We start from the raw sequence: 24,484 nt of genomic DNA, 5'->3' as shown, positions 1-24,484 counted from the left end.
TTCACGAACCATGTTTGAATTGAAGGGAGGCCCGACATTAGGCTGAACGCCAGACCTGAACGGAAGCTGTCTTGCATGACCATCGTCGCAACCGACATAACAACGCAGATCTTGTGGCAAAGCTGGCCGCAGGGTGCGGCGCTGAATCGGTGGAACGTAACGCCGGTGGAGGAAACACCGTTTCCCGGCAAACCGATGCAGATGTCGGACAAGGTCACCTACGAGTTCGAAAACGGGTGGGTCGATACTGGCGACTTGCCCTGCCGGCGCGCGCTGCGCAATATGCTGCCCGGTCGCAAAATCGCATGCGCCACCGAAGGGTTCACCGAGATCTATGTGGGGGGCGACACGCCCGAAGTGGATTATGGTGACTTTTGCCATATCCCCATGCTGCGGGTTCGGTATGCGCGGGTTCGGTTGCAATCAGCGTCGGCACAACGCCTGGCGTTGCAGCTGAAAACCGCTGGCGGTGTGCATGTGTGGCTGGACGACCGGCCGGTCTGCGTCTTTGAACCGTTCCGCCGCAACGTACAACAAACTCACACCTTCACGGTGGATGCCCCGGCGGGCGAGGCGTTGCTGACAGTACGGTTCGAGGATCTGCACGAACGCGACACGAATTACGGTTTCGAACTGACGTTACTGCAAGGGAACGATTTGCAAACCGGGCTTGAAGCCACCGGCGTTTCTGCCGCCGACATTTCGTCGGCGCTGGAGGTGCTGGACGGATTGCGAACCGACGCCGTGTTTCATGAAGCCGGAACCGTGCGGATTACGTCGGACAATATTGGACCGATACCTGTAAACCTTTGTTGGGGTGAGCAAACCGGAGTGCTGAGCGCCGACAACCCGTTCTTTGATGTGTTGGTCCCTGCTGGCTGCACGGTGATGGCCTTTGGTACAACAATGGGTCCGCTACGCTTGTCCCGCAGCATCGGAACCACGGTGCTCGGCGGGCAGGGTCGGATCAACGGCCATGATTTCACGACCCGGCGGCAGCAATTTCTGCAAGTGGCAGATTGCGGCGACGATATTGCCGGCGTTCTGGCCGCACTTGATGCAGGAACCTTTGGCGCCAAGCATCACGCGGCACTGGACGATGCATTGGAGTATGTCGAACGTCGCAAGGACTGTGCCGACTTCCGGATGATGTCTCTGCTGTGGATCTGGGCACGCCATGCCGAGACATTGCCAACCGACCAACGCGACCGTTTGCGCGCCGCGATCCTGGGCTTTCGCTACTGGATGGACGAGCCCGGAAATGATGTGATGTGGTTCTGGAGCGAGAACCACGTTTTGTGCTTTCACATCGCGCAGTTTTTGGCGGGGCAAATGTTCCCGGACCAGAAATTCACGAATTCGGGCAAATCCGGATACACGCAGCGCGAGCGGGGGGCCGAGCGCCTGCATTATTGGTTTGACGCCATCGACGAGCATGGCTTGGCCGAATGGAACTCGGCCGCGTATTATCCGATCAACTACCGTGCCTTGGCGGCGTTGGTGTCGCTGTCAGGTGACAGCGTCCTGACCAAACGCGCGCGCGGTTTGCTGGACCAGATCAGTGCCATGGTAGCTCTTCACACCAGCGGCGGCGTGCCAGCGGGTAGTCAGGGGCGTATATATGAAAAAGAACTGCTTGCCGGCCCAATGACCGAGCTTGGGGCCGTCGCGGCGCTGCTTTTTGGGGGGGGCCATGTGCCGGGCAAGGATGCAGCGGCCGTGATGTTGGCATTGTCGGGCTATGTGCCGCCACCGGGATTGCGTGGACTTGCCTACCCTGCGGCCAACTCGGTGGTTCGGGCGCAATATGCCCAGGGATTGCATCCCGGCCAACTGAGCCTCTGGAAAAGCGCGGACGTGCAGCTGTCGTCGGTGCAGGATCATAAGCCGGGTACGGATGGGCACCAACAGCATGTCGTTGACATGCAGTTTGCAGCGGACCCTTTGGCGCGCATCTGGGTCAACCAACCCGGTGATCTGAAAACCTGGGGGTCCAAACGGCCCTCTTATTGGGCTGGAAACGCTCGGATGCCGCGTGTTGCACAGCACGGGCGCGTTGTGTTGTTACACTTCACACCCGGTCCGGACGACATTCCGTTCAGCCACCTTTTTGTTCCAACCAATCGGTTGGACGAGGTCGAGATCGGGGATCAGTGGGTTTTTGTGCGCTGCGGCCAAGGCTATGGCGCGATTTACGGCACTGCACCTTTGCTGGCGACGGAAACCGGTGTCTATGCAGGCCACGAGTGGCGCCAATTTGGCCGTCACCAAGGTTGGGCCATTGTTGCCGGTGATACCACGCAAGACGGCGGTTTTGATCAATTCCGGGCTATGTGTCATGCCATGCAGCCCAACTGGCGTCATGGCGTTCTGACGCTCAAAACACCCGATGGACCGCTGCAATTGGCGCAGCATGGCTCGGCCGACTTGGATGGTGCCGCGCTCGACATTCCGCCCGAGGGGCGCAGCAAAGTCCCACATGTATCCATATCTGGCGGCGCTTACGTGCCCTGGACCCAATTGCAGGACAATCAAGAATGAACGCAGACACGCTGCGCAGCAAGATCGACGCGCTGTCGGCCGGCTTTCGCCGACTGAAGGGTATTGGTGACAACGGCGCCGCCGGCACCGATGAGATTGTGTTCGACGAGTGGGATTGGGAAGTGGGCGTAGGCCTGTACGGTGATTTACGCGCTGCGCAGGACGCCGGAGACCGTTCCGCGATGGACCGTATCGCGCGGTGGTACGACTGGCAGATCTCGCGCGGGCTGCCCCGCCGTCAGGTGAACTCGACCGCGCCGATGCTGGCGCTGACACTGTTGGCGGGCGAGGTTGAGCGCCCCGACTGGGACACGCAGATCGGCGACTGGGCGCAATGGCTGGTGGACGAGATGCCCAAAACCGAAGAGGGCGGGTTTCAGCACACGGTCAAGGAACGCGACAATGACCGGCAGCTGTGGGACGATACGCTGTTCATGGCGGTGCTGTTTCTTGCTGCTGCAGGGCGTCACCTGAACCGCGAAGATTGGGTGGACGAGGCGCATTACCAGTTTCTGACCCATGTGCGACATCTGGGTGATGTGCAATCCGGGCTGTTCTTTCACGGCTGGAATTTCATCGGCCGGCACCACTATGCCCGGGCGCTGTGGGCGCGGGGCAATTCGTGGCTGACCATTGCCATCCCCGAGCTGTTTCGCATCGCGCCGCCCGAGGGCGCAACCGCAAGGTTCCTGCGCGAGGTGCTGATAACGCAAGTGAACGCGCTTGCGCAGTTACAGCGCGAAGATGGTATGTTCCATACGCTGCTGGATGACCCGTCCAGCCCGGTGGAGGCATCCGGCACGGCCGGCATCGCATATGGCACGCTCTTGGGGATCAAGTTGAACCTGCTGCCCGCGTCACATCAGGAATTGGTGGCGAAAGCTTTGCAAGCCGTTGCTGCACGAGTGGATGAAAACGGGTTCCTGCAAGAGGTCTCGGACGGTACGGCCATGGGCCCGGATTTGGAGTTCTATCGACGTATTCCCAATTTGCCGACACCCTATGGTCAGGCGCTGGGCTCGTTGTTTCTTATGGAACTTGCACGCGGCTAGCGCGCTGCGACGCTGCCGCGTGGAATGACGCGGCAGCCAAGCTCGACCCGCCGGGCGCTACGCTGATCTTTGGGCAGGGTCCGCGCCTCTTCCAGCAGGTTCAGGGCGACATGCCCGATCTCTTCCATCGGCACATGCACCGTGGACAGCGGCGGCGAGCTTTTCTCGCCCTGCGCGACATTATCGAAGCCCAGAACCGAGACGTCTTCGGGAATGCGCAGCCCCGCCTCGGTCAACGCTTTCATAACGCCAAAAGCCACGTTGTCGGCGGCGCAAAAGAAGGCCGTGAAAGGCATATTGCGTCCCTCGGACTGCAACCAAGCAGCCATATTCTCGGCCACGACGTCCGGGCGATAGTCGCCTACGTCGATGATGGAACCGGGCGGCATTTGCAGGCCGCTTTCCCGATAGGCATCCAGATAGCCATATTTGCGATGCGTGCCAATCAGGCGAGTGCCATAGGTAACATGCGCAACGCGGCGGTGGCCAAGGCTGAACAGGTGATTGGTCGCCATATGTGCGGCAAAGCGATTGCCGGGGGAAACGGTATCCACCCGCATGGATGGATCCTGACCGGAGAGGATCACCACCGAAGGTTCCAGCGCGTGGATGGCATCAATCAGCTCGGTCCGGTCGTCCTGAACGATGGCAACGCCTTGAGGGCGGTGTTTCTCGATCGCCGCAACCAGCTTTTCGGGGACGATCAGGTCGCCCTTATCGATCTGCGGGATCAACCGGATGGACCGCGCCCGGCATTCCTGTCGAAAGGAATTCAGCATCGTCCAAGCAACGAAGTTTCGATCGGATTTTGGGAAAGTTGCGTCACTGGCGGCCAGCAAAACGGTTGGTAAAAGTGCCACGGCAGCCTTGCGTCGACGTTTGGCCAGGTACCCGGTTTCGCGCGCTGCGGCCAGCACGCGGTCAGACACTTCCTGGCTGATGGGTGCCGTTCCGTTCAACACATGGCTGACGGTGGATACCGCGACGCCTGCAATCTCGGCGACATCGCGAACGCGGGCTTTGGATTCGGTTGTCAATTTCCCTCGGAATTGATTAACATGAGGTATCGTCGTGGTGTCATCTTTGTTTATTTGCAAAGGCTTATACCACGCATCAGTGATTCATGAAATAAATTTTATAGACCTTCCTTGCTGATCCGAGGCCGGAAATGAAATCATTTTTGCAGTTGGACGAGGGCCAGATGTGGACGCAAAGATCCGCAAGACGGACAGGCCCAACAGCTCGTGCTTAAGGAGGAGAACGATGCACCGAACCCGCCTATTTTCCATGACGGCAATGGCCGCCGCCTTGGCTGCGCAATCTGCGCTGGCCTTCCAGGAGGCGCCCATGCTGGCCGAGCAAGTTGCCGCCGGTACCTTGCCCCCCGTTGACGAACGCCTGCCGGAAAACCCGCGTGTCATCGACACCGTGGACAGCATCGGCACCTATGGTGGAACCTGGAACCGCGCCTTCAAAGGCCCTTCGGATCGCTGGGGCCCCACCAAGCTGATGGAAGAGCGCGTGCTGCGCGCCGTAATGGACGCCGACCAGAATGTCAGCTACGTGCCCGGTTGGGTCGAAAGCTATGATGCGAACAGCGACTCGACCGTCTTCACCTTCACGCTGCGCGATGGCATGCGCTGGTCTGATGGCCAACCCGTCACCACCCGTGACGTGCAGTTCTGGTACGAGGACGTGTTCCTGAACGGCGACCTGATGCCGTCTATTCCGGCGCTTTACACCGCTGCGGGCGAACCGATGGTTCTGGACATCGTGGACGACAAAACGTTCACCGTGACCTTCGCCGCGTCCTATCCGCTGTTCCTGACAGTTCTGGCCAAGGAAAGCACCGGCAAGCCGGGCCTCGACCGCCCGGGCTTTATCGAACCCTTCCACTACATGAAGGATTTCCACCCCAAATATGCTGACGAAGGTGCCTTGGCTGCTGTCATGGCGGACAAGGGTGCTGAAAAGTGGACAGACCTGTGGGGCGACAAAGGCCGTATTCAGGCATGGTGGTTCAACCCCGACATGCCCGTTCTGACAGCATGGCGCGTTGTCACACCGCCGCCTGCAGACACCGTGGTGATGGAGCGTAACCCGTATTACTACGGCGTGGACGCTGACGGAAACCAGCTGCCTTATATCGACCGGGTCGAGCACAAGCTGTTCCAGGACAACGAAGCGTTGAACCTGATGGTAGTTCAGGGCGAGATCGACCTGCAGTCCCGTCACCTGTCGCCTGCTGACTTTACCCTGTTCAAGGAAAACGAAGCCTCTGGTGATTATGAGGTGGTGACCTGGACAAAGGCGTCGACCTGGACGATCTATCCCAACCTCAACACCCCGGACGAAGGTCTGCGCGCACTGTTCGAAGACAAGCGCATGCGCGAGGCGTTGTCGGTTGCCATTGACCGCGAAACCATCAACGAGCTGTCGTTCTCGGGCCTTGGTGAACCGCGCCAGGCTGGTCCGGTATCCGGCTCGCCCTTCTACGACGCCGAGCTTGAGGCGCAGTGGGTTGACTGGGATCCGGACCGCGCTGACGCTTTGCTGGACGAGTTGGGCCTGACCGAGCGCGATAACGACGGCTATCGTTTGCGCCCCAATGGCGAGCGGCTGACCATCGTTGTGGAAACCCGCCACGCCAACATGCTGTCCATGTTGGAACTGGTGCAGGCGAACTGGGCCGAGGTTGGTGTCGAGGCGCTGATCCGCAACCTGGACCGCACGCTGGTCACCCAGCACGTGGAAACCGGCGAGTTTGAAATGTTGCTCGACAACTTTGACCGTTCGTCAATCATCACTGCAGACCCGGTTCGGTTCCTGGGCCGCTATGGCCACGCGCATAACTACTTCAAGTGGTGGAGCTCGGCAGGTGAAAGTGGTGTAGAGCCTCCGGCAGATCACCCAATCCGTTCGGTCTGGGCAACCTGGGAAGAGGCACAATCGGCCGGCACTCTGGACGAAGCCAACGCCAAGGCGCAAGAGATGGTCTCGTTGTTCCGTGACGAAGGTTGGACCATCGGCCTGATCGGTGAAACACCGGCAATGTATGTCCGTGCCAACGATCTGAAAAACTTCCCGGCTGGCATGATCGATGACGACGCCCTGCGTGGCATCGGCCTGGCACAGGCGCAACAGTTCTATTTCGTACAGGAATAACTAGGCGAACTCTCCCTTCGACTAGTCCTAAGGGTCTGGCGGTGCCAGTCGCCAGACCCCCCATGATACACTCCCCAACTACTCACATCAGAATCATTAAGGAGAGACCGGCATGGCCTGGTTCATCGTCAAACGCATTTTGTGGTCGGTCCCCACGATGATCCTGATTTCGATCGCCACGTTCATCATCATCCAGCTGCCGCCGGGCGACTATGTCACCGCCTATATCGCCGAGCTGGAAGAACTGGGTGAGAAGATCACAGCGCAAGAAGCGGCCGAGCTGCGCGCGTCGTTCGGTTTGGACAAGCCGCTGATCGTTCAATACTGGAACTGGATCAGCAAGATCGTGTTCCACGGCGATTTCGGCTTGTCGCTGGACTGGAAGCTGCCGGTGTCGGACCTGTTGTGGGACCGGATCGCGCTGACGCTGATGATTTCAACCCTATCGCTGATCCTGACCTGGGCAATTGCCATTCCCATCGGCGTTTACTCGGCCACGCGGCAATACTCGATCTTTGACTATGTCTTCACCGTGCTGGGTTTTCTAGGCCGTGGTATCCCCGACTTCCTGTTGGCGCTGGTGTTGATGTGGCTGGGCTTTGCCTATTTCAACTTCCACGTGGGCGGCCTGTTCTCGCCCGAATACGCCGATGCCCCGTGGAGCTTTGCACGGTTCTGGGACTTGCTGGCCCACCTTTGGGTGCCGGTCGTGGTTCTGGCCACGGGCGGGGCGGCGGGTCTGCTGCGTGTGATGCGCGCCAACATGCTGGAAGAGCTGGGCAAACCTTATGTCGAAACCGCCTATGCCCAGGGCATGAGCGAGCGCGAAGTGGTCTGGCGCTATCCGGTGCGCGTGGCGCTGAACCCGTTCTTTTCCACCGTGGGCTGGGCCTTGCCGGCGCTGATCTCGGGTGACGTGATCACCGCGGTTGTGCTGAACCTGCCCACCACCGGCCCGCTGCTGCTGCGCGCGCTGCTAAACCAAGACATGTACATGGCCGGCGGTTTCATCCTGATCCTGTCGCTGTTCACCATCATCGGGACGTTGTTGTCGGACATTTTGCTGACGCTGACCGACCCGCGCATCCGACACGCCTGAGGAAGTTTCGATGAGCACGCTTTCCGACCCGCAAACCGAAGACAACACCGCGCAACTGACGGTGGACACCGCCAAGCCGCTGACGCTGATGTGGTGGCGGTTCAAACAACACCGCCTTGCGCTGTGGTCTCTTTATGTCATCGGTTTTCTCTATTTCGTGGCCGCCTTTGCCGAGTTCCTTGCACCCTACGATCCGTTCAAGCACTCGCGCCTGCACGCCTTTGTGCCACCCCAACAAGTGCACCTGTTTCACGAGGGTGAATTCAAAGGCCCGTTCGTTTATGGGCTTGACCGCGAGCGCGATCCCGAAACCGCGCGGCTGACCTTCAGCGAAGACACCGACAAGGTTTACCCGATCAAATTCTTTCATCGTGGCGACAGCTACAAGTTCTGGGGCCTGTGGGAGACCAACCTGCACCTGTTTGGGATCGAAGGCGGACGGCGTGATCGGATCTATCTGTTAGGCACCGACGCACTGGGCCGGGATCTGCTGTCGCGCATCATCTATGGCGGGCGGGTTACGCTGTCTGTGGGGTTGATCGGCGTATTCTTTAGCTTTGTCATCGGTATCACGCTGGGCTCGGTTGCGGGGCTGATCGGCGGACGCGTGGACGCTGCCATTCAACGACTGGCCGAGTTCGTGCGGTCAATTCCCACCATTCCGCTGTGGCTGGGTCTGGCCGCCGCGCTGCCGGTCGCCTGGGATCCGATTTTTGTCTACCTGCTGATCACCGTGATCCTTGCCCTGATCGGCTGGACCAACCTTGCGCGGGTTGTGCGGGGGCATTTCCTGACAATCCGCAACCAAGACTTTGTTCTGGCCGCGCAACTGTCCGGCGCCAAGCCGCGTCGGGTCGTCACCCGTCACATGCTACCGTCGATGACGTCATACGTGATCGCCGCCATCACGCTGGCCATCCCCGAGATGATCCTTGGCGAAACCGCGCTGTCCTTCCTTGGGCTGGGCCTGCGTCCGCCTGTGGTCAGCTGGGGCGTGCTGCTGCAAGACGCGCAGAACCTGCGGTCGATCGCACTGGCGCCGTGGATGCTGGCCCCTGGTGCCGCCATCGTGACCACGATCCTAGCCTTCAACTTCCTTGGCGACGGCCTGCGCGATGCGGCCGACCCGTATCAGCAATAAGGGCGCCGATATGAAAAACGACGAGAACCTGTTGGAAATCGAAGACCTGAAAGTGCATTTCGACCTGCGCCAGGGACGTTTGCATGCGGTCAAAGGGGTCAACCTGTCGATCAAGCCCGGCGAGGTGCTGGGTGTGGTGGGCGAAAGTGGCAGTGGTAAATCGCTGACCGCGCGCGCCATTCTGAACCTGATGCCCCGCAGCGCGCAAACCTCGGGCAGCGTGCGGTTCAGGGGCCGCGGCGGCGAGGTCTCGATCCTTGATCAGGGCCGCGAAAGCAAAACCATGCGCGAGCTGCGCGGTGGCCAGATCGGCATGATCTTTCAGGAGCCGATGACGGCCCTGTCGCCGGTGCACTCTATCGGTCAACAGGTGATGCGCACGCTGACGCTGCATACAGACCTGCGCAAGGCGGCACTGACCGACCGCGCGGCCGAGCTGATGGACCTTGTCGGCCTGCCCGATCCGCGCGGGATGCTGGACAAGTATCCGCATCAGTTGTCGGGAGGTATGCGGCAGCGGGCGATGATCGCCATGGCGCTGTCGTGCAACCCGTCGCTGTTGCTGGCGGACGAGCCGACCACAGCGCTGGACGTGACAACCGAGGCGCAGATCCTCGACCTGATCCGTGACCTGCAGGAACGGTTCAACATGGGTGTTCTGTTCATCACCCACAATTTCGGCGTGGTGGCCGAATTGGCCGACCGCATGTTGGTGATGAACCATGGTGACGTGGTGGAAACCGGCGGGGTGGACGATATCTTTTATGCGCCCAAAGACCCTTATACCCAACGGCTTTTGTCGCTGATCCCGCGGTTGCCCGAAACTTCGATGGCAGACAACCGCGACGATACCACCCCCGCGCAGGCAGCTGCCCCGGTTGAGGCGCCGGTGTCCGATCCGGTGCTGACGGTGAAGGGCCTGAAGATGCATTTCCCGACCGCCAAGGACTGGCGCGGGCGCACGACGCAGGTTCTGAAGGCCGTGGACGATGTCAGCTTTACAATCGGCAGGGGCGAGACCTTTGGCCTTGTGGGCGAAAGCGGCTCGGGCAAGTCGACCGTCGCGCGTTCGGTTCTGCGGGCTTACGAGCCTACGGGCGGTAGCGTTCAGTTCCGTGCGCCTGACGGTGCCACGCATGAATTGACCACCATGACCGGCGACACACTGCGCGGAATGCGGCGGCACATGCAGATGGTGTTCCAGGATCCGTATTCCTCGCTGAATCCGCGCATGACCGTGGAACAGCTGATCGGCGAGCCGATGGTGAACCAGGGCGAAACGAACTCAAACCAAATCCGGGATCGCGCGGCGGAACTGCTGGTACAGGTGGGGCTGCAGCCCGACATGCTGTCTCGCTATCCGCACGCGTTCTCGGGCGGCCAGCGTCAGCGTGTGGGCATCGCGCGGGCGCTGGTCACCAATCCAAGTTTCGTGGTGCTGGACGAAAGCGTTTCGGCGCTGGATGTGTCCATTGCGGCGCAAACGATCAACCTGCTGAAAGAATTGCAGGAAAACCTTGGCCTGACCTATCTGTTCATCACCCATGATCTGTCGATGGTGGCCAACTTCGCCGACCGGATAGGGGTGATGCAAAAGGGCAAACTGGTGGAAACCGGCGACACCGGCGCGTTCTTTGCCAACCCGCAGGATCCCTATTCGCAGCGGTTGCTGAACGCCGTTCCCATCCCCGATCCCCGCCGTGCTCGTGCCCTTCGCGAGCGCCGTGCCGCGCTTGCCGGAAACGCGGCATGACAGCCGATCGGCCCGTATTATCGCGGCTGGACGTGCCGCAGATTGCCCGCGATGTCGCGCCGATCCTGATGCTGGACCGGGCCGAGCCGTTTCGGCCCGTAGGCATCGGTGTCACTGTGTTCGACGTGCCGGGCCCGTCGCCATCGTCCAAGTTCCACGTTGCTTTGCGTGGCGCGGTTTGCATCGAATACGCGACTTATTGGGATCATGACATCGGGCACCTGTATGACCTTGAACATATCTGGGTGCATCTGAACGCCGCGGGGGAGGTTACCTCGGTTGAGGCGAGCTTTCACGGACAACGCCATGACGTGGACCTGACCTTGCAAGGCAAACGTCCCGTTGTTTGGTGCGAGGCTGGCAAGCACGCGCATTTTCAAAACGCAGCGCATCGCGATGCCATGGCAGGTGCTACACAATACATGACCGCGCAGAAAGCCGGATTGGGCGGTGTCCATCTAGGCAACCGTTTTGCTGACGAATTTGGCGCGATTGGTCCGTATCAGCATCGTTTGGCGCGGGTCTTTCTTGGCCGTTTGGCCTTTGCCCCCGCCCTTGGTCGCGGTTTGCCCTATGACATGGCAGATGGTCCCTTGTGCCCGTGGTCTGCACTCGCGTCGTTCATCCCACAAAGGGTGCAATTCCTGTTGGCAGACATGGCGGCCAACATGCCGCATTTCCGCGCCCTGTTTCTGGATTGCGGCGACACGCTGGTTGACGAAGGGACCGAGATCAAGCGTGACGATGGCAGTGACGTGGTTATCGAGGCAAAGTTGATCGACGGCGCGGCCTCAATGATGGATGCCCTGCGCGATGCGGGCTTTCGCTTGTGTCTTGTGGCCGACGGCCCTCGCGAAACGTTTGAGAATGTCCTGAAGCCGCACGGCCTGTGGGACCATTTCGAAGCGCACGTCATCTCGGGCGATGTGGGTGTGCGCAAACCGGATCAGGCGATGTTCACTGCCGCGATGCAAGCGATGGAACTGTCGCCCGAACTGGCCGCGCAGGTGCCGATGATCGGTAACAACCTTGATCGCGACATTCTGGGTGCAAACCGAGCCGGGCATCCAAGCCTTTTCTTCCGCTGGGTGGATCGCAGGCGCACCGTTCCCAACGGTCCTGAAGATACGCCAACCTGGCACTTCACGCATATGGATCAATGTCTTCCGTTGCTGACCCATCTTGAAATTGCTCTAGATCAGAAAGTTTGAACATGAGCCACGTACTGGTTGCCGCCCCGCAGGACGGGCAGAATATTACGGCTGCGCTGCAGTCTGCCATCAACACGCTTGCCGCCGAAGGTGGCGGCCGGGTTGAACTGCCGCGTGGTGAATGGGTGGCCGGCGCAGTGCGGCTTGAATCCGGGATTGACCTGCATGTGCCACGAGGCACGACACTGACCTGTTCCGACGACTACGATGATTTCATCAACGGCACGGTTTCGGTTATGGCCGAAGACAGCGACCGTGGGTTTATCGTGGCCCGTGATGCCAAGGATATCTCGGTCACCGGTCACGGCACGATCCATGGGCAAGGGCCCAAATGGCTGTCGCGCGAAGGATTGTTTGATGGGGTTAAATGGGCCAAGTTTAACCGCCCTCGGATGGTTGTGTTTGAGGCCTGCCAGAACATTACCATTCGCGACGTAACCTTCAGCGAGGCACCGATGTGGACGGTGCATCTGGTCGCTTGTGATATGATCCGCGTGACGGACATCACCATCCTGAACGACCTGCTGATGCCCAACACCGATGGCGTGAATTTCGACAGCTGCCGTGATGCGTTCATGACCGGGTGCCGGATTGTGGCGGCCGACGACTCGGTCTGCGTGAAAACCTGCGCCAAGATGGATGCCGCTTTGAACGGCCCGGCCGAACGTATCCATGTCAGCAATTGCCATTTCACCTCGCGTTCGTGCTCGGTCAAAATCGGAACGGAGACGCATTTCGACGTGCGCGATGTCGTCTTTACCGGCCTGACCATCACCGACACCAACCGCGCCTTTGGTATCTTTGCGCGCGACGGTGGCCTGATCGAACGGATTCGTTTTGCAAATTCGACCGTCGATTGCAGCCAGGCGCCGCATACCTATTGGGGATCCGGAGAGCCGATTACGATCAATGCCCTTGCACGTGTGTCAGGGGAGGCGCCTTCAATTGTACGCGACGTGGCCGTCGCCGGCATTACCGGGCGTTGCGAAGGCGCCATTGTCGTGCATGGCGACCCAGAGCAGTTGATCGAAAACGTGCATATTTCGGCCGTGAACCTGCGGCAGGAACAAGGGGCGTTTGCACATGAGCTGTTCCTTGATCTGCGACCAGTGCCGCAAGACGTAAATGAGCTGGACGACCCGGAACTGGGTCGCCGCAATTGTTTTGTTCGCCGACCAGATGGTGGGATCTTCGGGATGGACCCCTATCCCGACGGGCTGCCTGGCATTCATGTGCGCCATGCCCTGAATGTCGAGATCGAGAACGTGCAGATTTCGCGCCCCTCGCCTTTGCCCGAAGGTTGGTCGCCGCAGGTCAGCGACAAGGGATAATCACACCGCGCCACGCTGGATCCAGTCCAGCGCCAGCGTGGCCGACCAGCCATAGTCATGGATGACCTGGTGGATGGTGGGCCGTTCCGGGTTTACCTCCGGGTCATTGCGCCCTTTGCGCGGCAGTGCAGGCGGCGACGTGGCATTGTCGTCATCATAGTATTCAAAAATCGAGCCTGTTTCGCCATGCCAGCGGGTCATGGCGTCGAGCGTGCGCGCGCGCAGATCCTCGGCGACGTCGGTCGCACCGCAACGCGCAAACCCACGTGCGATCATCCAGTTCATGTTGACCCAGACAGGTCCCTGCCACATGTCCTTGCTGTACCCTTTTTGATTGCGTGCAATAGATGGGATCGGCAAAGCGCTGCCAAACCGCGCAGGGTCTTGCAAAGCATCGATCAGGCTTTGCGCGCGCGTGCGCGAAAGCTGGCCGAGGATCAGCGGCAGAAAGCCCGTCACCGCCTGCACGCCGGTTGACCTGTCGGTGGCGGGATCAATGTCGCAGTAAAAGCCCAACTCAGCGTCCCAAAACTGTTCCATTTCAGTCTCTAACCTTGCCGCTTTGGCTGCCCAGCCTCCATTGGGATCCAGTTCCGCCATGGCCTGGTACTCTTGCGCCATGTAGCAGCTGAGATCGACGGCCTTCACAACCGAAGCACCGGCAAAGCGAGGCGAGTTGTCCATACCACTTTCGTCACAAACACTGCCCAACGCGCCGTCATCTTCGACCCACCCGAACACCGTTCCCATGGCCCGGTGTTGTTCGAACCAACGCAGGTACCGCCTGAGTCCCGGCACCAGCTCTGCAAGCCAGGCGTCGTCAGGCACCACGGCCTGAACTTCGCGCACGGCCCAGGCAAGGATAGGGGGCTGACTGCGATGCGTGCGGGTGGAATGCGGCGCAAAACTGATACCGACCTGTCCGTTTGGCAGTTGCGTATCAAATACCGCCGCCAAAGCGTGCCGCGCCAATGCGGGGTCTAAATGGCGGTACCCTATGGCGTGAAACGCGCTGTCCCACAGCCATGCCTCGCGGTGCGGCCATCGGTCAGGCGTTGTGAAACGGTGTCGGAACTGGCCCTGCGGCGCATAAACCATGGACTTCATCTGTTGTATGGCCTTGCTGGCCAGCGGACTTTCCGCGACAGGTGCGTTTTTGGCCCATACCTGCCTGGCGGCAATCTCGGCGTTTAAATCATGGGTCAGAAGGCCGTCGTTCAGAGTGCCAACCGGTGCAATCAACAGCCTGTCACCGCTTTGCAGGTGGGCGACCTCGACCCGTTCCGAATGTTGAAAGCTGAAACGCGCGGGCCCTTCGATCAGAAGGTGATGCGTGTCGATGAACGCAAATCGGACAGTTCCCAGATCAGTCTCTAACTGAGCCCAATCACTGCCAAACAGTGCTTTGGTCACCTTTCCAAACGACACCGCGGCCGGTCCCGGCAGGCGGAATTGCAAACCATCCGCGCGGCTTTGCGCGACAAGGCCGCGGTCAAAATCCGTTGGTCCATCAAGGCCAGAAAATGCAAAAAGCTGGTTGGTGCCCCAAACAGTAAGGGCGTGGGTAGGCGTGGTGGTCATGGATGTGGTCCCGAAAAGTGCCGGAACAGCCTAAGTCCACCTTTTACGACGTCAATTGAACCGGGACGGAAACTGCATCCGCCCCGGCGCGCCTGTATGAAAATTGTTTTACGTTTTGGGCTTGGGTCAGCTCAGACCCAGTTGTGCCTTCAACCCGCCAATAAAGGTGGCATCGTCAAAGTTCTTGCGGTTGGTCAGCAGTTCCTCGGCATCCGCCCCGGCGCGATACCGCAGCGTGTCGGTGCCGTCGGTCACAGCGTTCCAGATCACGTCGGCCACGACACTGGGCGGCGAAGCGTTGGCAGCGGCGTCGCCGCTCCAACCGGCAAACAGCGCCTGCACAACGGGCTGATACTCGGCCATCGCCTCGTCGTTGACGAAGTCAAACGACCGGCCGCCGAAATCGGTGGCGATCATGCCCGGTTCAACGATCTTGGTCTTGATGCCGGCGGCGGCCAGTTCAAAGTGCATCGCCTCCGAGATACCTTCGACAGCAAACTTGGTGCCGTGATACAGCGCGCCCAGCGGGAAGGTCATCTGCCCGCCGATGGACGAAATGTTTACAATTGTACCCGCGCCATTGCCACGCATATGCGGCAGCACCGCCTTTGTGGTGGCGATCAGGCCAATGACGTTGGTGTCAAACTGGCGGCGGATGCGGTCCATCGGGAACGCTTCCAGCGGGCCATAGGCGCCGTAGCCTGCGTTATTCAACAATACATCAATCTGGCCGAACTTGGCGATGCCCTCGGCCACGGCAGCCTCGATCGAAGCCTCGTCGGTGACGTCCAGACGGGTGACAAGGACATTGTCCAGTTGGGTCAGTTCGTCCTCGTTTTCGGGCGAGCGCATGGTGGCGACGACGTTCCAGCCATTTTGCTGGAACAGTTTGGCAGTGACTTTGCCAATACCCGAAGACGCGCCGGTGATCAGAATGGTTTGCGACATTGTGGAACCCTCCATGATTTGGTGTTGCTCATGAGATGGCGCATGACCAAGGGGGTTTAAATCGCAGATGGCGCCATGTGATTAACCGATTGCGCCAAACGTGTAGCCCCGGCGAACAAATCGCCGGGGCGGGGTGTTTAGACGTCCGAACGGCCCAGATCCATGACCTTGGCCCAGACTGCGGCGAACTCGGCCGCGAACCCGTTGGCGGCATCGTCGCTGCCATAGACCTCGGCCAGGGCCCGCAGTTGCGAGTTGGAGCCAAAGATCAGGTCGACCTCGGTGGCCGTCCACTTGACCGCGCCGCTGGCCCGGTCGCGGCCTTCATAGGCGTTGTCACCGGTTTTCACCCATTCGGTGCCCAGATCCAGCAGATTCACGAAGAACGCATTGTTCAGCGTGCCGGGCGTGTCGGTGAACACACCTTGTGGCGCATCGCCGTGGTTGGCCCCCAAGGCGCGCATGCCGCCGAATAGCACGGTCATTTCTGGAGCAGTCAGCGTCAGCATCTGAGCGCGGTCCACCAGCAACTCGCCCGCGGGCCGGCTGTGCCCGTCGGCCAGGTAGTTGCGGAAGCCATCGGCCCGCGGCTCCAGCACGGCGAACGAGGCCGCGTCGGTTTGTTCCGGCGTGGCATCCGTACGACCAGGTGTGAACGGCACCGAAACGCTGTGCCCGCTGGCGGCCTCGACCGCGGCACAGCCACCCAGAACAATCAGGTCAGCCATCGACACCCGCATTTCCGCCTGTGCCGCGTTGAAGGCGTCGCCCACCGCTTGCAGCTTGGTCAGCACGTCTGACAGCTCGTCGGGCGCATTCACGGACCAGCCGTTCTGCGGGGCCAGACGCAGCCGCCCGCCATCGGTGCCGCCACGTTTGTCACCAATGCGGAACGTCGCGGCCGAGGCCCACGCGGCACGCACCAGCGCGGCATTGCCAAGGCCGGTATTCAGGATCGCCTGTTTCAGCTCGGCCACCTCGGCGGCACCAATCAGCGCGTGATCGCGCAGCGGTACAGGGTCTTGCCAGATCAGCGGCGCGCCGGGCACTTCGGCCCCCAGGCCAAGTGCATAGGGCCCCATATCGCGGTGGGTCAGCTTGAACCATGCCTTGGCAAAGGCCTCGGCAAATTCAACCGGGTTTTCGTGGAACCGCTTCGAGATCGGGCCATAAACCGGGTCAAACCGCAGCGCCAGATCGGTGGTCAGCATCACCGGCTTGTGCCGTTTGGCAGGGTCATGCGCGTCGGGCACGGTGCCGTCGCCATCGGCGCCGGTGGGTACCCATTGCGTGGCGCCAGCGGGGCTGGTGGTTTTCTCCCACTCATAGCCGAACAGGATGTTGAAGAAATCATTATCCCAGGCGATGGGGTTCGTGGTCCACGCCCCCTCCAGCCCGCTGGTGATTGTATCGCCCGCGTTGCCGGTGCCAAAGCTGTTGCGCCAGCCTTTGCCCTGATCCTCGATCGCGGCGCCTTCGGGTTCGGGGCCAACATGTTCGTTGGGGTCCGCGGCGCCGTGGGTTTTGCCAAAGGTGTGGCCGCCAGCGATCAGGGCGACGGTTTCCTCGTCATCCATGGCCATACGGGCAAAGGTTTCGCGGATGTCCACGCCCGCGGCAACCGGATCGGGGTTGCCGTTTGGCCCCTCGGGGTTCACATAGATCAGCCCCATCTGGACCGCGCCCAGCGGGTTTTCCAGATCACGCTCGCCGCTATACCGGTTATCGCCCAGCCATTCGGTTTCGGACCCCCAGTAAATCTCTTCCTCGGGCTCCCAGATGTCTTCGCGGCCGCCGGCAAAGCCATAGGTTTTGAACCCCATGGACTCCAACGCGCAATTGCCTGCAAAGATCATCAAGTCGGCCCAGGAAATCGCCCGGCCATATTTCTTTTTCACCGGCCACAGCAGCATCCGCGCCTTGTCCAGATTGGCGTTGTCAGGCCACGAGTTCAGCGGCGCGAACCGTTGCGAGCCCGAAGCGCCACCGCCGCGCCCGTCGGTTACGCGATAGGTGCCGGCGCTGTGCCAGGCCATGCGCACAAAAAGCGGGCCGTAATGGCCGTAATCGGCGGGCCACCAATCCTGCGAGTCGGTCATCAAGGCAAAGATGTCCGCGCGCAGCGCGTTCAAGTCCAGCGCCGCAAAGGCCGCGCCGTAATCAAAATCGTCGCCCATCGGGTTGGTCTGCGGGCCGTTCTGGCTGAGCACTTTCAGGTTCAGCTGATTGGGCCACCATTGGTGATTGGCTACGGTGCCGACGGCCTTGTGACCTGCGACAGGGCATTTGCCCCCGTTTGCTCCGTCCATGTTTTCCTCCAAAGTCGGTTCTATCTGTTCTTGGGAATTCTCGGCGCTTTGTGGCCGCTGATCCAACTGTGCCAGATTCGATGGATCGGAAAAAATTCTTAGTTCTGATTGCGTTGATAACCTGACCTTATCGGCGCCGTGGCACTTTGCCGTTGCTCCCCCAGAAAGGGCCGATTATCACAGGGTTATGCGTACTGCGGCCAAGGGCACGATTGCCGACAAGATCACCAAGGCGTTGACCGATAAGATCATGCTGGGCGAGCTGGCCCCCGACGCCAAGCTGCCGCAGGACCATATCGCGCGCGAATTTGCCACCAGCCACGTGCCGGTGCGCGAGGCGCTGCTGCGGCTCGAGGCGCGCGGTCTGGCCGTTAGCCTGCCGCGCCGGGGTGTGCGCGTAGCGCCGTTTGACCCGGCCGATATGCGCGAAATCCGTGAAATGCGCTTGGCGTTAGAACCGGTGGCGCTGCGCCATTCGGTGCCCGCCCTGGCCCCCGATCAGGTGGCCGAGGCCGAGGCCGCGCGCGTGGCCTGCGACGAGGCCGACAATATTGTCACATGGGAGCTGGAAAACCGCCGGTTCCACCACGCCATCCTGGCCGCCTGCGGCATGCCGCGCCTGCTGGCCGAGATCGACGATCTGCAGGTGCTCAGCGCCCGGCATCTGCTGGCCACATGGCGCGCCTCGTGGGAGGAGCGCACCGACCGCGACCACCGTGCCATCATGACCGCCATCGCCAACCGCGACACCAATACCGCGGTATCGGTTCTGCAACGCCACCTGGCGCGGCTTCAATAGGCTTTGCGGGCGACGATCCAAACCGGGTCATAGGTCAGCGGCAGCCCCTCGGCCGTGCCGAACCTTGCCTGATAGGCCGCAGCGAACGCGGTCAGCCGCCGGCGGCTCCACCGCTGCCCCGAGACCCCGTTCACCCCGGTGTCGCGCAGGTGGCGCAGCACCGACAGGGCATCGGGGAAATGCAGGGTGGTTTGGCGTTGCGACAGGTGCAGAACCTGCAGGTCACCGGGCAGAACCTGCCGCCATTGGCGGGCGTTCAGGTATCCAGGCGCCGCGCCGGCCGAACCCAGCGCCCCAAGCTGAGCAAATTGCGCGGTTCCGAACCCGCTGAGCGCCAGAAGGCCGCCGGGGACCAACGCTTCGCTCAGCCGGCGCAGCGTGCCGGGCAGATCGGGCAGCCATTGCACCGTCGAGGCCGAGGCGATCAGGTCCACCCCCTGTGGCAACGCGATGTCATCCACCGACCCGGGCAGGAACACCTCGCCCGGCGCGGCGGTGGTGGCGCATTCGGCCACGAGGTCGTTCAGGATAAATTGAACACCGTTCAATTGTGCGCGCAAAGCGCGCGTCAGCACCCCGGTGCCGCAGCCGAACTCGAACACTTGTGCGATTTCTGGCGGCGCATGGGCGGCGATCTGCCTGGCCAATTCCTGCGCGATTTCTGCCTGAACCGTGGCCGCCGTGCTGTAGGTGCCAAGGCTGCGCCGGAACCCGGCGGCGATGCGTGCGGTGTCGGCGCGGGGGGTCATCTGGTCCTTCATGGCAAAACCTTGTCCCATGAATTCAGCGCGCCAAAGGGCATGTGCGGCGCATCAACCTGCTGCACGTCACAGGCCGCCCATGCGCGGGCCAGATTGGCGGGCGGAAAGATCGCGTCGCGGGTGGCGACCCAGGCCCGGTCAAACCCGGGGTCGGGCGCCGCGCCGCGGGACTGAACGGCGTTCAAATCTTCGCGCAACCGGTCGACATCCACACCCGGCAGGTCCGCCGGCTCATCGACACAGCGCCGGGCAAACCGGGCAAAGCTTGCCGGTGTCAGGCTGTCACGGGTCAGCGCGAACACGCGCGGCGGGATGCCGGTGCGCCGGTCCACCGGCGTCAGGCTGCCGCAGATCGCGGTGCGGGTGGTGAAATCAGCGTCATTGGCCGCGCACCAGTGACCCATCGTCGCCACCCCGAAGGACCAGCCCACCGCATCCACGCGCCGCGCGCCCAGATCGGGCAGGGCGGGCGGCAGATCGGCCAGGTCGTCCGAAAACAGCACATCCGCATCGCCAGTCATCCCCGCAAAGGGCGCCGCGCCAAAGCCCCAGCCACCGAACACCACCACAACGCGCGCCGCGCCGTTTTGTGTAAGCCACCGCCAGCCCATCACAGCACCCGCGCCAGCGACAGCATGGCATTGGTGATGGCGGTCAGCTCGTCCGGCGAGGTCACAAAAGGCGGCATCGTATAGATCTTGCGGCCAAACGGGCGCAGATAAACACCCAGCTCGGGCGCCATGCGATTGGCGGTGTCGGCGCTGACGTCGTGATACATCTCGATCACGCCGATGGCGCCCAGGACGCGGACATTGGCAACGCCGGGCAGGGTACGGGCGGGCGCCAGCTCGGCCTCCAGCTGCGCCTCGATCCGCGCGACGTCTTGTTGCCACGTGCCCTCCGCCAAAAGCGACAGGCTGGCCGAGGCCGCGGTGCAGGCCAGCGGGTTGGCCATAAACGTGGGCCCATGCATGAACACGCCGGGTGCGCCATGGCCGATACCCTGGGCCACGCGGTCACTGGCCATGGTGGTGGCAAAGCTGATATGCCCGCCGGTCAGCGCCTTGCCCAGGCACAGAATGTCGGGCGCGTGGTCGCAAAAGTTGGTGGCAAACATCCGGCCGGTGCGGCCAAAGCCGGTGGCGATCTCGTCATAGATCAGCAGGATGCCGTGATCATCGCACAGCCGCCGCGCGGTGTTCAGATATTCGGGGTGATAGAAATACATGCCCCCGGTGCCCTGCACCACAGGCTCGAGGATTAGCGCGGCAATCGACGCGGCGTTGGACGCCAGCACCTGTTCCAGCTGGGCCAGCCCGTTCAGCGCCGGATCGTCGACCCAGTTTTCCGTCAGTGTGATCGGCGGGCGGTCAACGAAATGCTGCATCGATAGCGCGCCGGCAAACAGGTGGTGCATGCCGGTATTGGGGTCACAAACGCTCATCGCCTTCCACGTGTCACCGTGATAGCCCGACCGGATCGTGGCAAACTGCGAGCGGCCCGGATGACCGGTGGCGTATTGGTACTGCACCGCCATTTTCATCGCGACCTCAACCGCGACCGAACCGCTGTCGCAATAGAAGATGCGGGTCAGCTGGTCGGGCGTGATGTCCAGCAATTGCTGGCCCAGCTGCACGGCGGGGTCATGCGTCAGGCCGCCGAACATCACGTGGGGCATGCGGTCAAGCTGTGCGTGCATGGCGGCAGTGATGGCGGGGTGGCGGTGGCCGTGGATGGTACACCACCATGACGACATGGCGTCGATCACGCGGGTACCGTCGGCCAGCGTCAGCCACACGCCTTCGGCCTGGGTCACGTGGTGGACGGGGCCGGGTTGAACAACGTTCGTGTAAGGGTGCCACAGATGGGCGCGGTCAAACTCAAACTGGGTCATCGCACGGCCTCGCGGATTGTGGCGAGGTCGATGGCTTGGGCAAAGGCCGTGCGCAGGGCGTCGGGGGAGATCGCGGGCAAAATGGGCAAGCGGCCAAGGTGATGGGTTTGGCCCATTTTGGTGATCGTGTCTTCGACCTGCGGTTCGGCGTCGCCAATGAAGGCCACGCCCACCATGTGGCAACCGGCCCCCCGCAGGGCCTGCAAGGACAATAGCGAATGGTTGATCGTGCCCAGCGCCGTGCGGGCACACAGGATGACCGGGGCCTGCCATTGCGCAAAGAGATCCAGATACAGCACATCGTCGGTCAGCGGCACCATCACACCGCCGGCGCCTTCGACCACCAGTGGGCCGTTGACCGGGGGCAGAGTCAGCGTGGCGGGGTCGATCTCCGTGCCCTCGGCAGCGGCCGCGATATGGGGCGAGGCGGGCTGCGACAGCCGGTACCCCTCGGGCTGCACCTTTGCGCCGCTCAGCCGGGCCACTGCCTGGCTGTCGGTTTCATCCTCCAACCCGGCCTGGACCGGTTTCCAGTACACCGCGCCCAGCGCCGCGGTCAGCCCGGCGCAGAACACGGTTTTGCCGATGCCGGTATCGGTTCCGGTGACCACAATCGCCGCCATTACGCCGCCTCGGCCTGCAAGGCGTTTGCGAGGGTTTCGAACATCGCGGTGATCGTCGCCGCATCCACATGTGGCGTGACCGAAATCCGCAGCCGCGCAGTGCCGCGCGGCACGGTGGGCGGGCGGATACCGCGCACATCGAACCCGGCCTCTTGCATGGTCTGGGCGATGCGCATGCAGCGTTTGTCGTCGCCAATGATCACCGGGATGATCTGGCTGTTGCCGGGCTGGGTTCCGCACAGGCGGGCGGCCTCGGACCGGGCAACACCGCCCAGTTGCAGCGCCGCCATCCGGCGCGGGTCATCGGCCACCAGCGTGCCCAGCGCCGCCCGTGTGATCGCCGCGTTCAGCGGCGCAGGGGCGGTGGAATAGATGAACCCGCGGGCGCGGTTGATCAGCGTGTCGATCAGCGGTTCCGCCCCGCAGATCAGCGCCCCGGAACTGCCCAGCGCCTTGCCGCATGTGTGCAGGCTGACCACATTCTCGCGCGATGCAAACGGGTGGCTCAGCCCGCGGCCATCGGGGCCATAAAGGCCGGTGGCATGCGCCTCGTCCACCACCAGCATGGCGTCGTGGCGGTCGGCCAGCGCGACGAATTCGTCGATGGGGGCAAAATCGCCATCCATCGAATACAGCGCCTCGATCGCGATCCAGACGCGGCCGTCGCCACCCGCCGCGCGCCAGGTGCGCAGAGCGGTTTCGGCCGCGTCGGCATCGTTATGAGCGAACGCTTGCGTGGTCGCCGGGCCCAGCCGCATCCCGTCATGGGCGCTGGCATGGATCAGCGCGTCGTGCAGGATCAGGTCGCCCTGGCGAGGTAAGCTGCTGAAAAGCGCCATGTTCGCGGTAAAGCCATTGGCCAGGTACAGCGCCGCCTGCGTGCCAAAGACCTGCGCGGCCTCGGCTTCCAGCGCCGCATGTTCGGGGTCGTTGCCGCGTAACAGGCGCGAGGCCCCGGCCCCGGTGCCCACACCCCGGTCCAGCGCTGCGCGCGCTGCATCGCGCAACAGGTCCGAATTGGCCAGGCCCAGATAGTCGTTCGACGCAAAATCCGCCCCCGCACGCGGCTGCAACCGGCGCAGCCGCCCGCGCGCATCCAGCGCCTCCAGCGCCCGACGATGCGGGTCCAGAACGCTCATCGCGCGCCGTCATCCCCCAAAGCCATCGCCCGGATGCCCAAACGAGCAAACAACGCCGCGTCTTTGTCTTCCTCGGGGTTGTCTGCAGTCAACAAGGTGTCGCCGACAAAGATCGAGTTGGCGCCGGCAAAGAAACACATCGCCTGCATTTCGTCCGTCATCTCTGTCCGGCCGGCTGACAGGCGCACATGGCTTTTGGGCATCAGGATGCGCGCCAGCGCGATGGTGCGCACGAACTCGATCGGGTCGATCTGTTCGACATCAGCCAGCGGCGTATCGGGGATCGCGATCAACTGGTTGATCGGCACGCTGTCGGGATGCTCTTTCAGCGTGGCCAGCGCTAACAGCATGTCGATCCGGTCCATCTGTTTTTCACCCATGCCGATGATACCCCCGGCGCAGACCTTGATGCCGGCCTCGCGCACGCGGTTCAGCGTGTCGATTCGGTCGGCAAAGGTGCGGGTGGTGATGATTTCCGAGTAATAGCGTTCCGAGGTGTCGATATTGTGGTTGTAATAATCCAGCCCCGCATCGCGCAAACGGATCACCTGATTGTCGTCCAGCATGCCCAGGGTCATGCAGGTCTCCATCCCCAGTTCCTTGACGCCGTGCACCATCGCCTCAAGCGCGTCCATGTCGCGATCCTTGGGGGACCGCCACGCCGCGCCCATGCAGTAGCGCGTGGCGCCGGCCTCTTTCGCCTTGCGGGCCTCGGCAAGGACCTTCTCCACCTCGATCAATTTTGCGGCCGACAGCTTGGCACCGTTACGCGCCGATTGGCTGCAATAGGCGCAATCCTCGGGGCAGCCACCGGTTTTGATCGACAGCAGTTTCGACATCTGAACCTGGTTGGGATCAAAATGCGCGCGGTGCACGGTCTGGGCTTGGAACAGCAGGTCCATGAACGGCAAATTGTAAAGCGCTTCGGCTTCTTCACGCGTCCAGTCTTGGCGGATCGGGGCGGTATCGAGCATGGCGGGCTTTCGCTAATTATAGATAGTTTTCGTATTGCTTATTCCGGGATGCCAAAAATTATAGATTTTATCAAGTGAATTCCCAAAATCTCCCTCAAATGGTCGACATTTCGCCTGTCACCAGTATGGTCGTTTCAAATAAGAACTGTCGGACAGGGGCGCG

The 24,484-nt window shown here is 61.8% G+C and carries 19 protein-coding genes; 9 read left to right on the top strand and 10 right to left on the bottom strand.

What is annotated here, in order from left to right:
• Nucleotides 1-75: 75 nt before the first annotated feature.
• A complete protein-coding gene (locus ACMU_RS00965; RefSeq protein ID WP_035255320.1) occupies nt 76-2,541 on the top strand; it encodes a hypothetical protein in 2,466 nt (821 codons plus the stop codon).
• On the top strand, nt 2,538-3,593 hold the full coding sequence (bglB, locus tag ACMU_RS00960) for a beta-galactosidase BglB (RefSeq protein WP_035255318.1): 1,056 nt from the start codon (nt 2,538-2,540) through the stop codon (nt 3,591-3,593). Before ACMU_RS00965 ends, bglB begins: the two co-directional genes overlap by 4 nt.
• On the opposite strand, the gene ACMU_RS00955 is transcribed toward bglB, so the two are convergent.
• Complete coding sequence (locus ACMU_RS00955; RefSeq protein WP_035255317.1) at nt 3,590-4,630, bottom strand: LacI family DNA-binding transcriptional regulator; 1,041 nt, start codon at nt 4,628-4,630, stop codon at nt 3,590-3,592. The genes bglB and ACMU_RS00955 overlap by 4 nt on opposite strands.
• A gap of 226 nt (nt 4,631-4,856) precedes the next feature.
• Here ACMU_RS00955 and ACMU_RS00950 point away from each other — a divergent pair, with 226 nt between their 5' ends.
• The 6 genes from ACMU_RS00950 (at nt 4,857) to ACMU_RS00925 (ending at nt 13,293) form a co-directional block, all read left to right on the top strand.
• A complete protein-coding gene (locus ACMU_RS00950) occupies nt 4,857-6,758 on the top strand; it encodes an ABC transporter substrate-binding protein (RefSeq protein ID WP_035255316.1) in 1,902 nt (633 codons plus the stop codon).
• Between the two features lie 112 nt (nt 6,759-6,870).
• Entirely contained in the window at nt 6,871-7,857 is a 987-nt protein-coding gene (locus tag ACMU_RS00945) for an ABC transporter permease (protein WP_035255315.1), read from the top strand.
• 10 nt (nt 7,858-7,867) lie between these two features.
• Nucleotides 7,868-8,998 carry an ABC transporter permease gene (locus ACMU_RS00940; RefSeq protein ID WP_035255312.1) on the top strand — a complete coding sequence of 377 codons (1,131 nt, stop codon included), beginning with the start codon at nt 7,868-7,870 and terminating at the stop codon, nt 8,996-8,998.
• A 10-nt stretch (nt 8,999-9,008) separates the two neighbouring features.
• Nucleotides 9,009-10,751 (top strand): ABC transporter ATP-binding protein, encoded by a 1,743-nt coding sequence (locus ACMU_RS00935; protein WP_035256008.1) that lies wholly within the window; start codon nt 9,009-9,011, stop codon nt 10,749-10,751.
• Nucleotides 10,748-11,962 (top strand): HAD family hydrolase, encoded by a 1,215-nt coding sequence (locus ACMU_RS18555; protein ID WP_051587758.1) that lies wholly within the window; start codon nt 10,748-10,750, stop codon nt 11,960-11,962. The genes ACMU_RS00935 and ACMU_RS18555 overlap by 4 nt, the downstream gene beginning before the upstream one ends.
• Before the next feature lie 2 nt (nt 11,963-11,964).
• On the top strand, nt 11,965-13,293 hold the full coding sequence (locus ACMU_RS00925) for a glycoside hydrolase family 28 protein (protein ID WP_035255310.1): 1,329 nt from the start codon (nt 11,965-11,967) through the stop codon (nt 13,291-13,293).
• Here ACMU_RS00925 and ACMU_RS00920 read toward each other — a convergent pair whose 3' ends face one another.
• The 3 genes from ACMU_RS00920 to katG form a co-directional block, all read right to left on the bottom strand.
• Nucleotides 13,294-14,874, bottom strand: coding sequence for an MGH1-like glycoside hydrolase domain-containing protein (locus tag ACMU_RS00920; RefSeq protein WP_051587756.1), 1,581 nt, complete (start codon nt 14,872-14,874; stop codon nt 13,294-13,296).
• Between the two features lie 126 nt (nt 14,875-15,000).
• Entirely contained in the window at nt 15,001-15,822 is an 822-nt protein-coding gene (locus ACMU_RS00915) for an SDR family oxidoreductase (RefSeq protein ID WP_035256002.1), read from the bottom strand.
• A gap of 137 nt (nt 15,823-15,959) precedes the next feature.
• Nucleotides 15,960-18,131 (bottom strand): catalase/peroxidase HPI, encoded by a 2,172-nt coding sequence (gene katG, locus ACMU_RS00910; protein WP_201769853.1) that lies wholly within the window; start codon nt 18,129-18,131, stop codon nt 15,960-15,962.
• Nucleotides 18,132-18,318: 187 nt separating this feature from the next.
• On the opposite strand from katG, the gene ACMU_RS00905 reads away from it, so the two are divergent.
• Entirely contained in the window at nt 18,319-18,930 is a 612-nt protein-coding gene (locus ACMU_RS00905) for a GntR family transcriptional regulator (protein ID WP_035255309.1), read from the top strand.
• Here the strand turns inward: ACMU_RS00905 and ACMU_RS00900 are convergent.
• From ACMU_RS00900 to bioB, 6 genes are read right to left on the bottom strand one after another with little or no spacing between them, the layout of a single operon-like run.
• The gene (locus ACMU_RS00900; RefSeq protein WP_035255308.1) at nt 18,924-19,691 is read right to left on the bottom strand and encodes a methyltransferase domain-containing protein; all 768 of its coding nucleotides are present in this window, start codon (nt 19,689-19,691) and stop codon (nt 18,924-18,926) included. The genes ACMU_RS00905 and ACMU_RS00900 overlap by 7 nt on opposite strands.
• Nucleotides 19,688-20,302, bottom strand: a complete 615-nt coding sequence (locus ACMU_RS00895) for a pimeloyl-ACP methyl esterase BioG family protein (RefSeq protein ID WP_035255306.1) — start codon at nt 20,300-20,302, stop codon at nt 19,688-19,690. Before ACMU_RS00895 ends, ACMU_RS00900 begins: the two co-directional genes overlap by 4 nt.
• The gene (bioA, locus tag ACMU_RS00890) at nt 20,302-21,585 is read right to left on the bottom strand and encodes an adenosylmethionine--8-amino-7-oxononanoate transaminase (RefSeq protein ID WP_035255304.1); all 1,284 of its coding nucleotides are present in this window, start codon (nt 21,583-21,585) and stop codon (nt 20,302-20,304) included. The genes ACMU_RS00895 and bioA overlap by 1 nt, the downstream gene beginning before the upstream one ends.
• Complete coding sequence (gene bioD / locus ACMU_RS00885; protein WP_035255301.1) at nt 21,582-22,208, bottom strand: dethiobiotin synthase; 627 nt, start codon at nt 22,206-22,208, stop codon at nt 21,582-21,584. Before bioD ends, bioA begins: the two co-directional genes overlap by 4 nt.
• Nucleotides 22,208-23,347, bottom strand: coding sequence for an 8-amino-7-oxononanoate synthase (locus ACMU_RS00880; RefSeq protein ID WP_035255300.1), 1,140 nt, complete (start codon nt 23,345-23,347; stop codon nt 22,208-22,210). Before ACMU_RS00880 ends, bioD begins: the two co-directional genes overlap by 1 nt.
• Nucleotides 23,344-24,321 carry a biotin synthase BioB gene (gene bioB / locus ACMU_RS00875; protein ID WP_035255298.1) on the bottom strand — a complete coding sequence of 326 codons (978 nt, stop codon included), beginning with the start codon at nt 24,319-24,321 and terminating at the stop codon, nt 23,344-23,346. The genes ACMU_RS00880 and bioB overlap by 4 nt, the downstream gene beginning before the upstream one ends.
• Nucleotides 24,322-24,484 lie beyond the last annotated feature (163 nt).

Origin of the sequence: Actibacterium mucosum KCTC 23349 (assembly GCF_000647975.1) — a bacterium.
In the GTDB taxonomy this organism is placed as follows: Bacteria; Pseudomonadota; Alphaproteobacteria; order Rhodobacterales; family Rhodobacteraceae; genus Actibacterium; species Actibacterium mucosum.
This window is presented reverse-complemented; position numbering and strand designations above follow the sequence as displayed.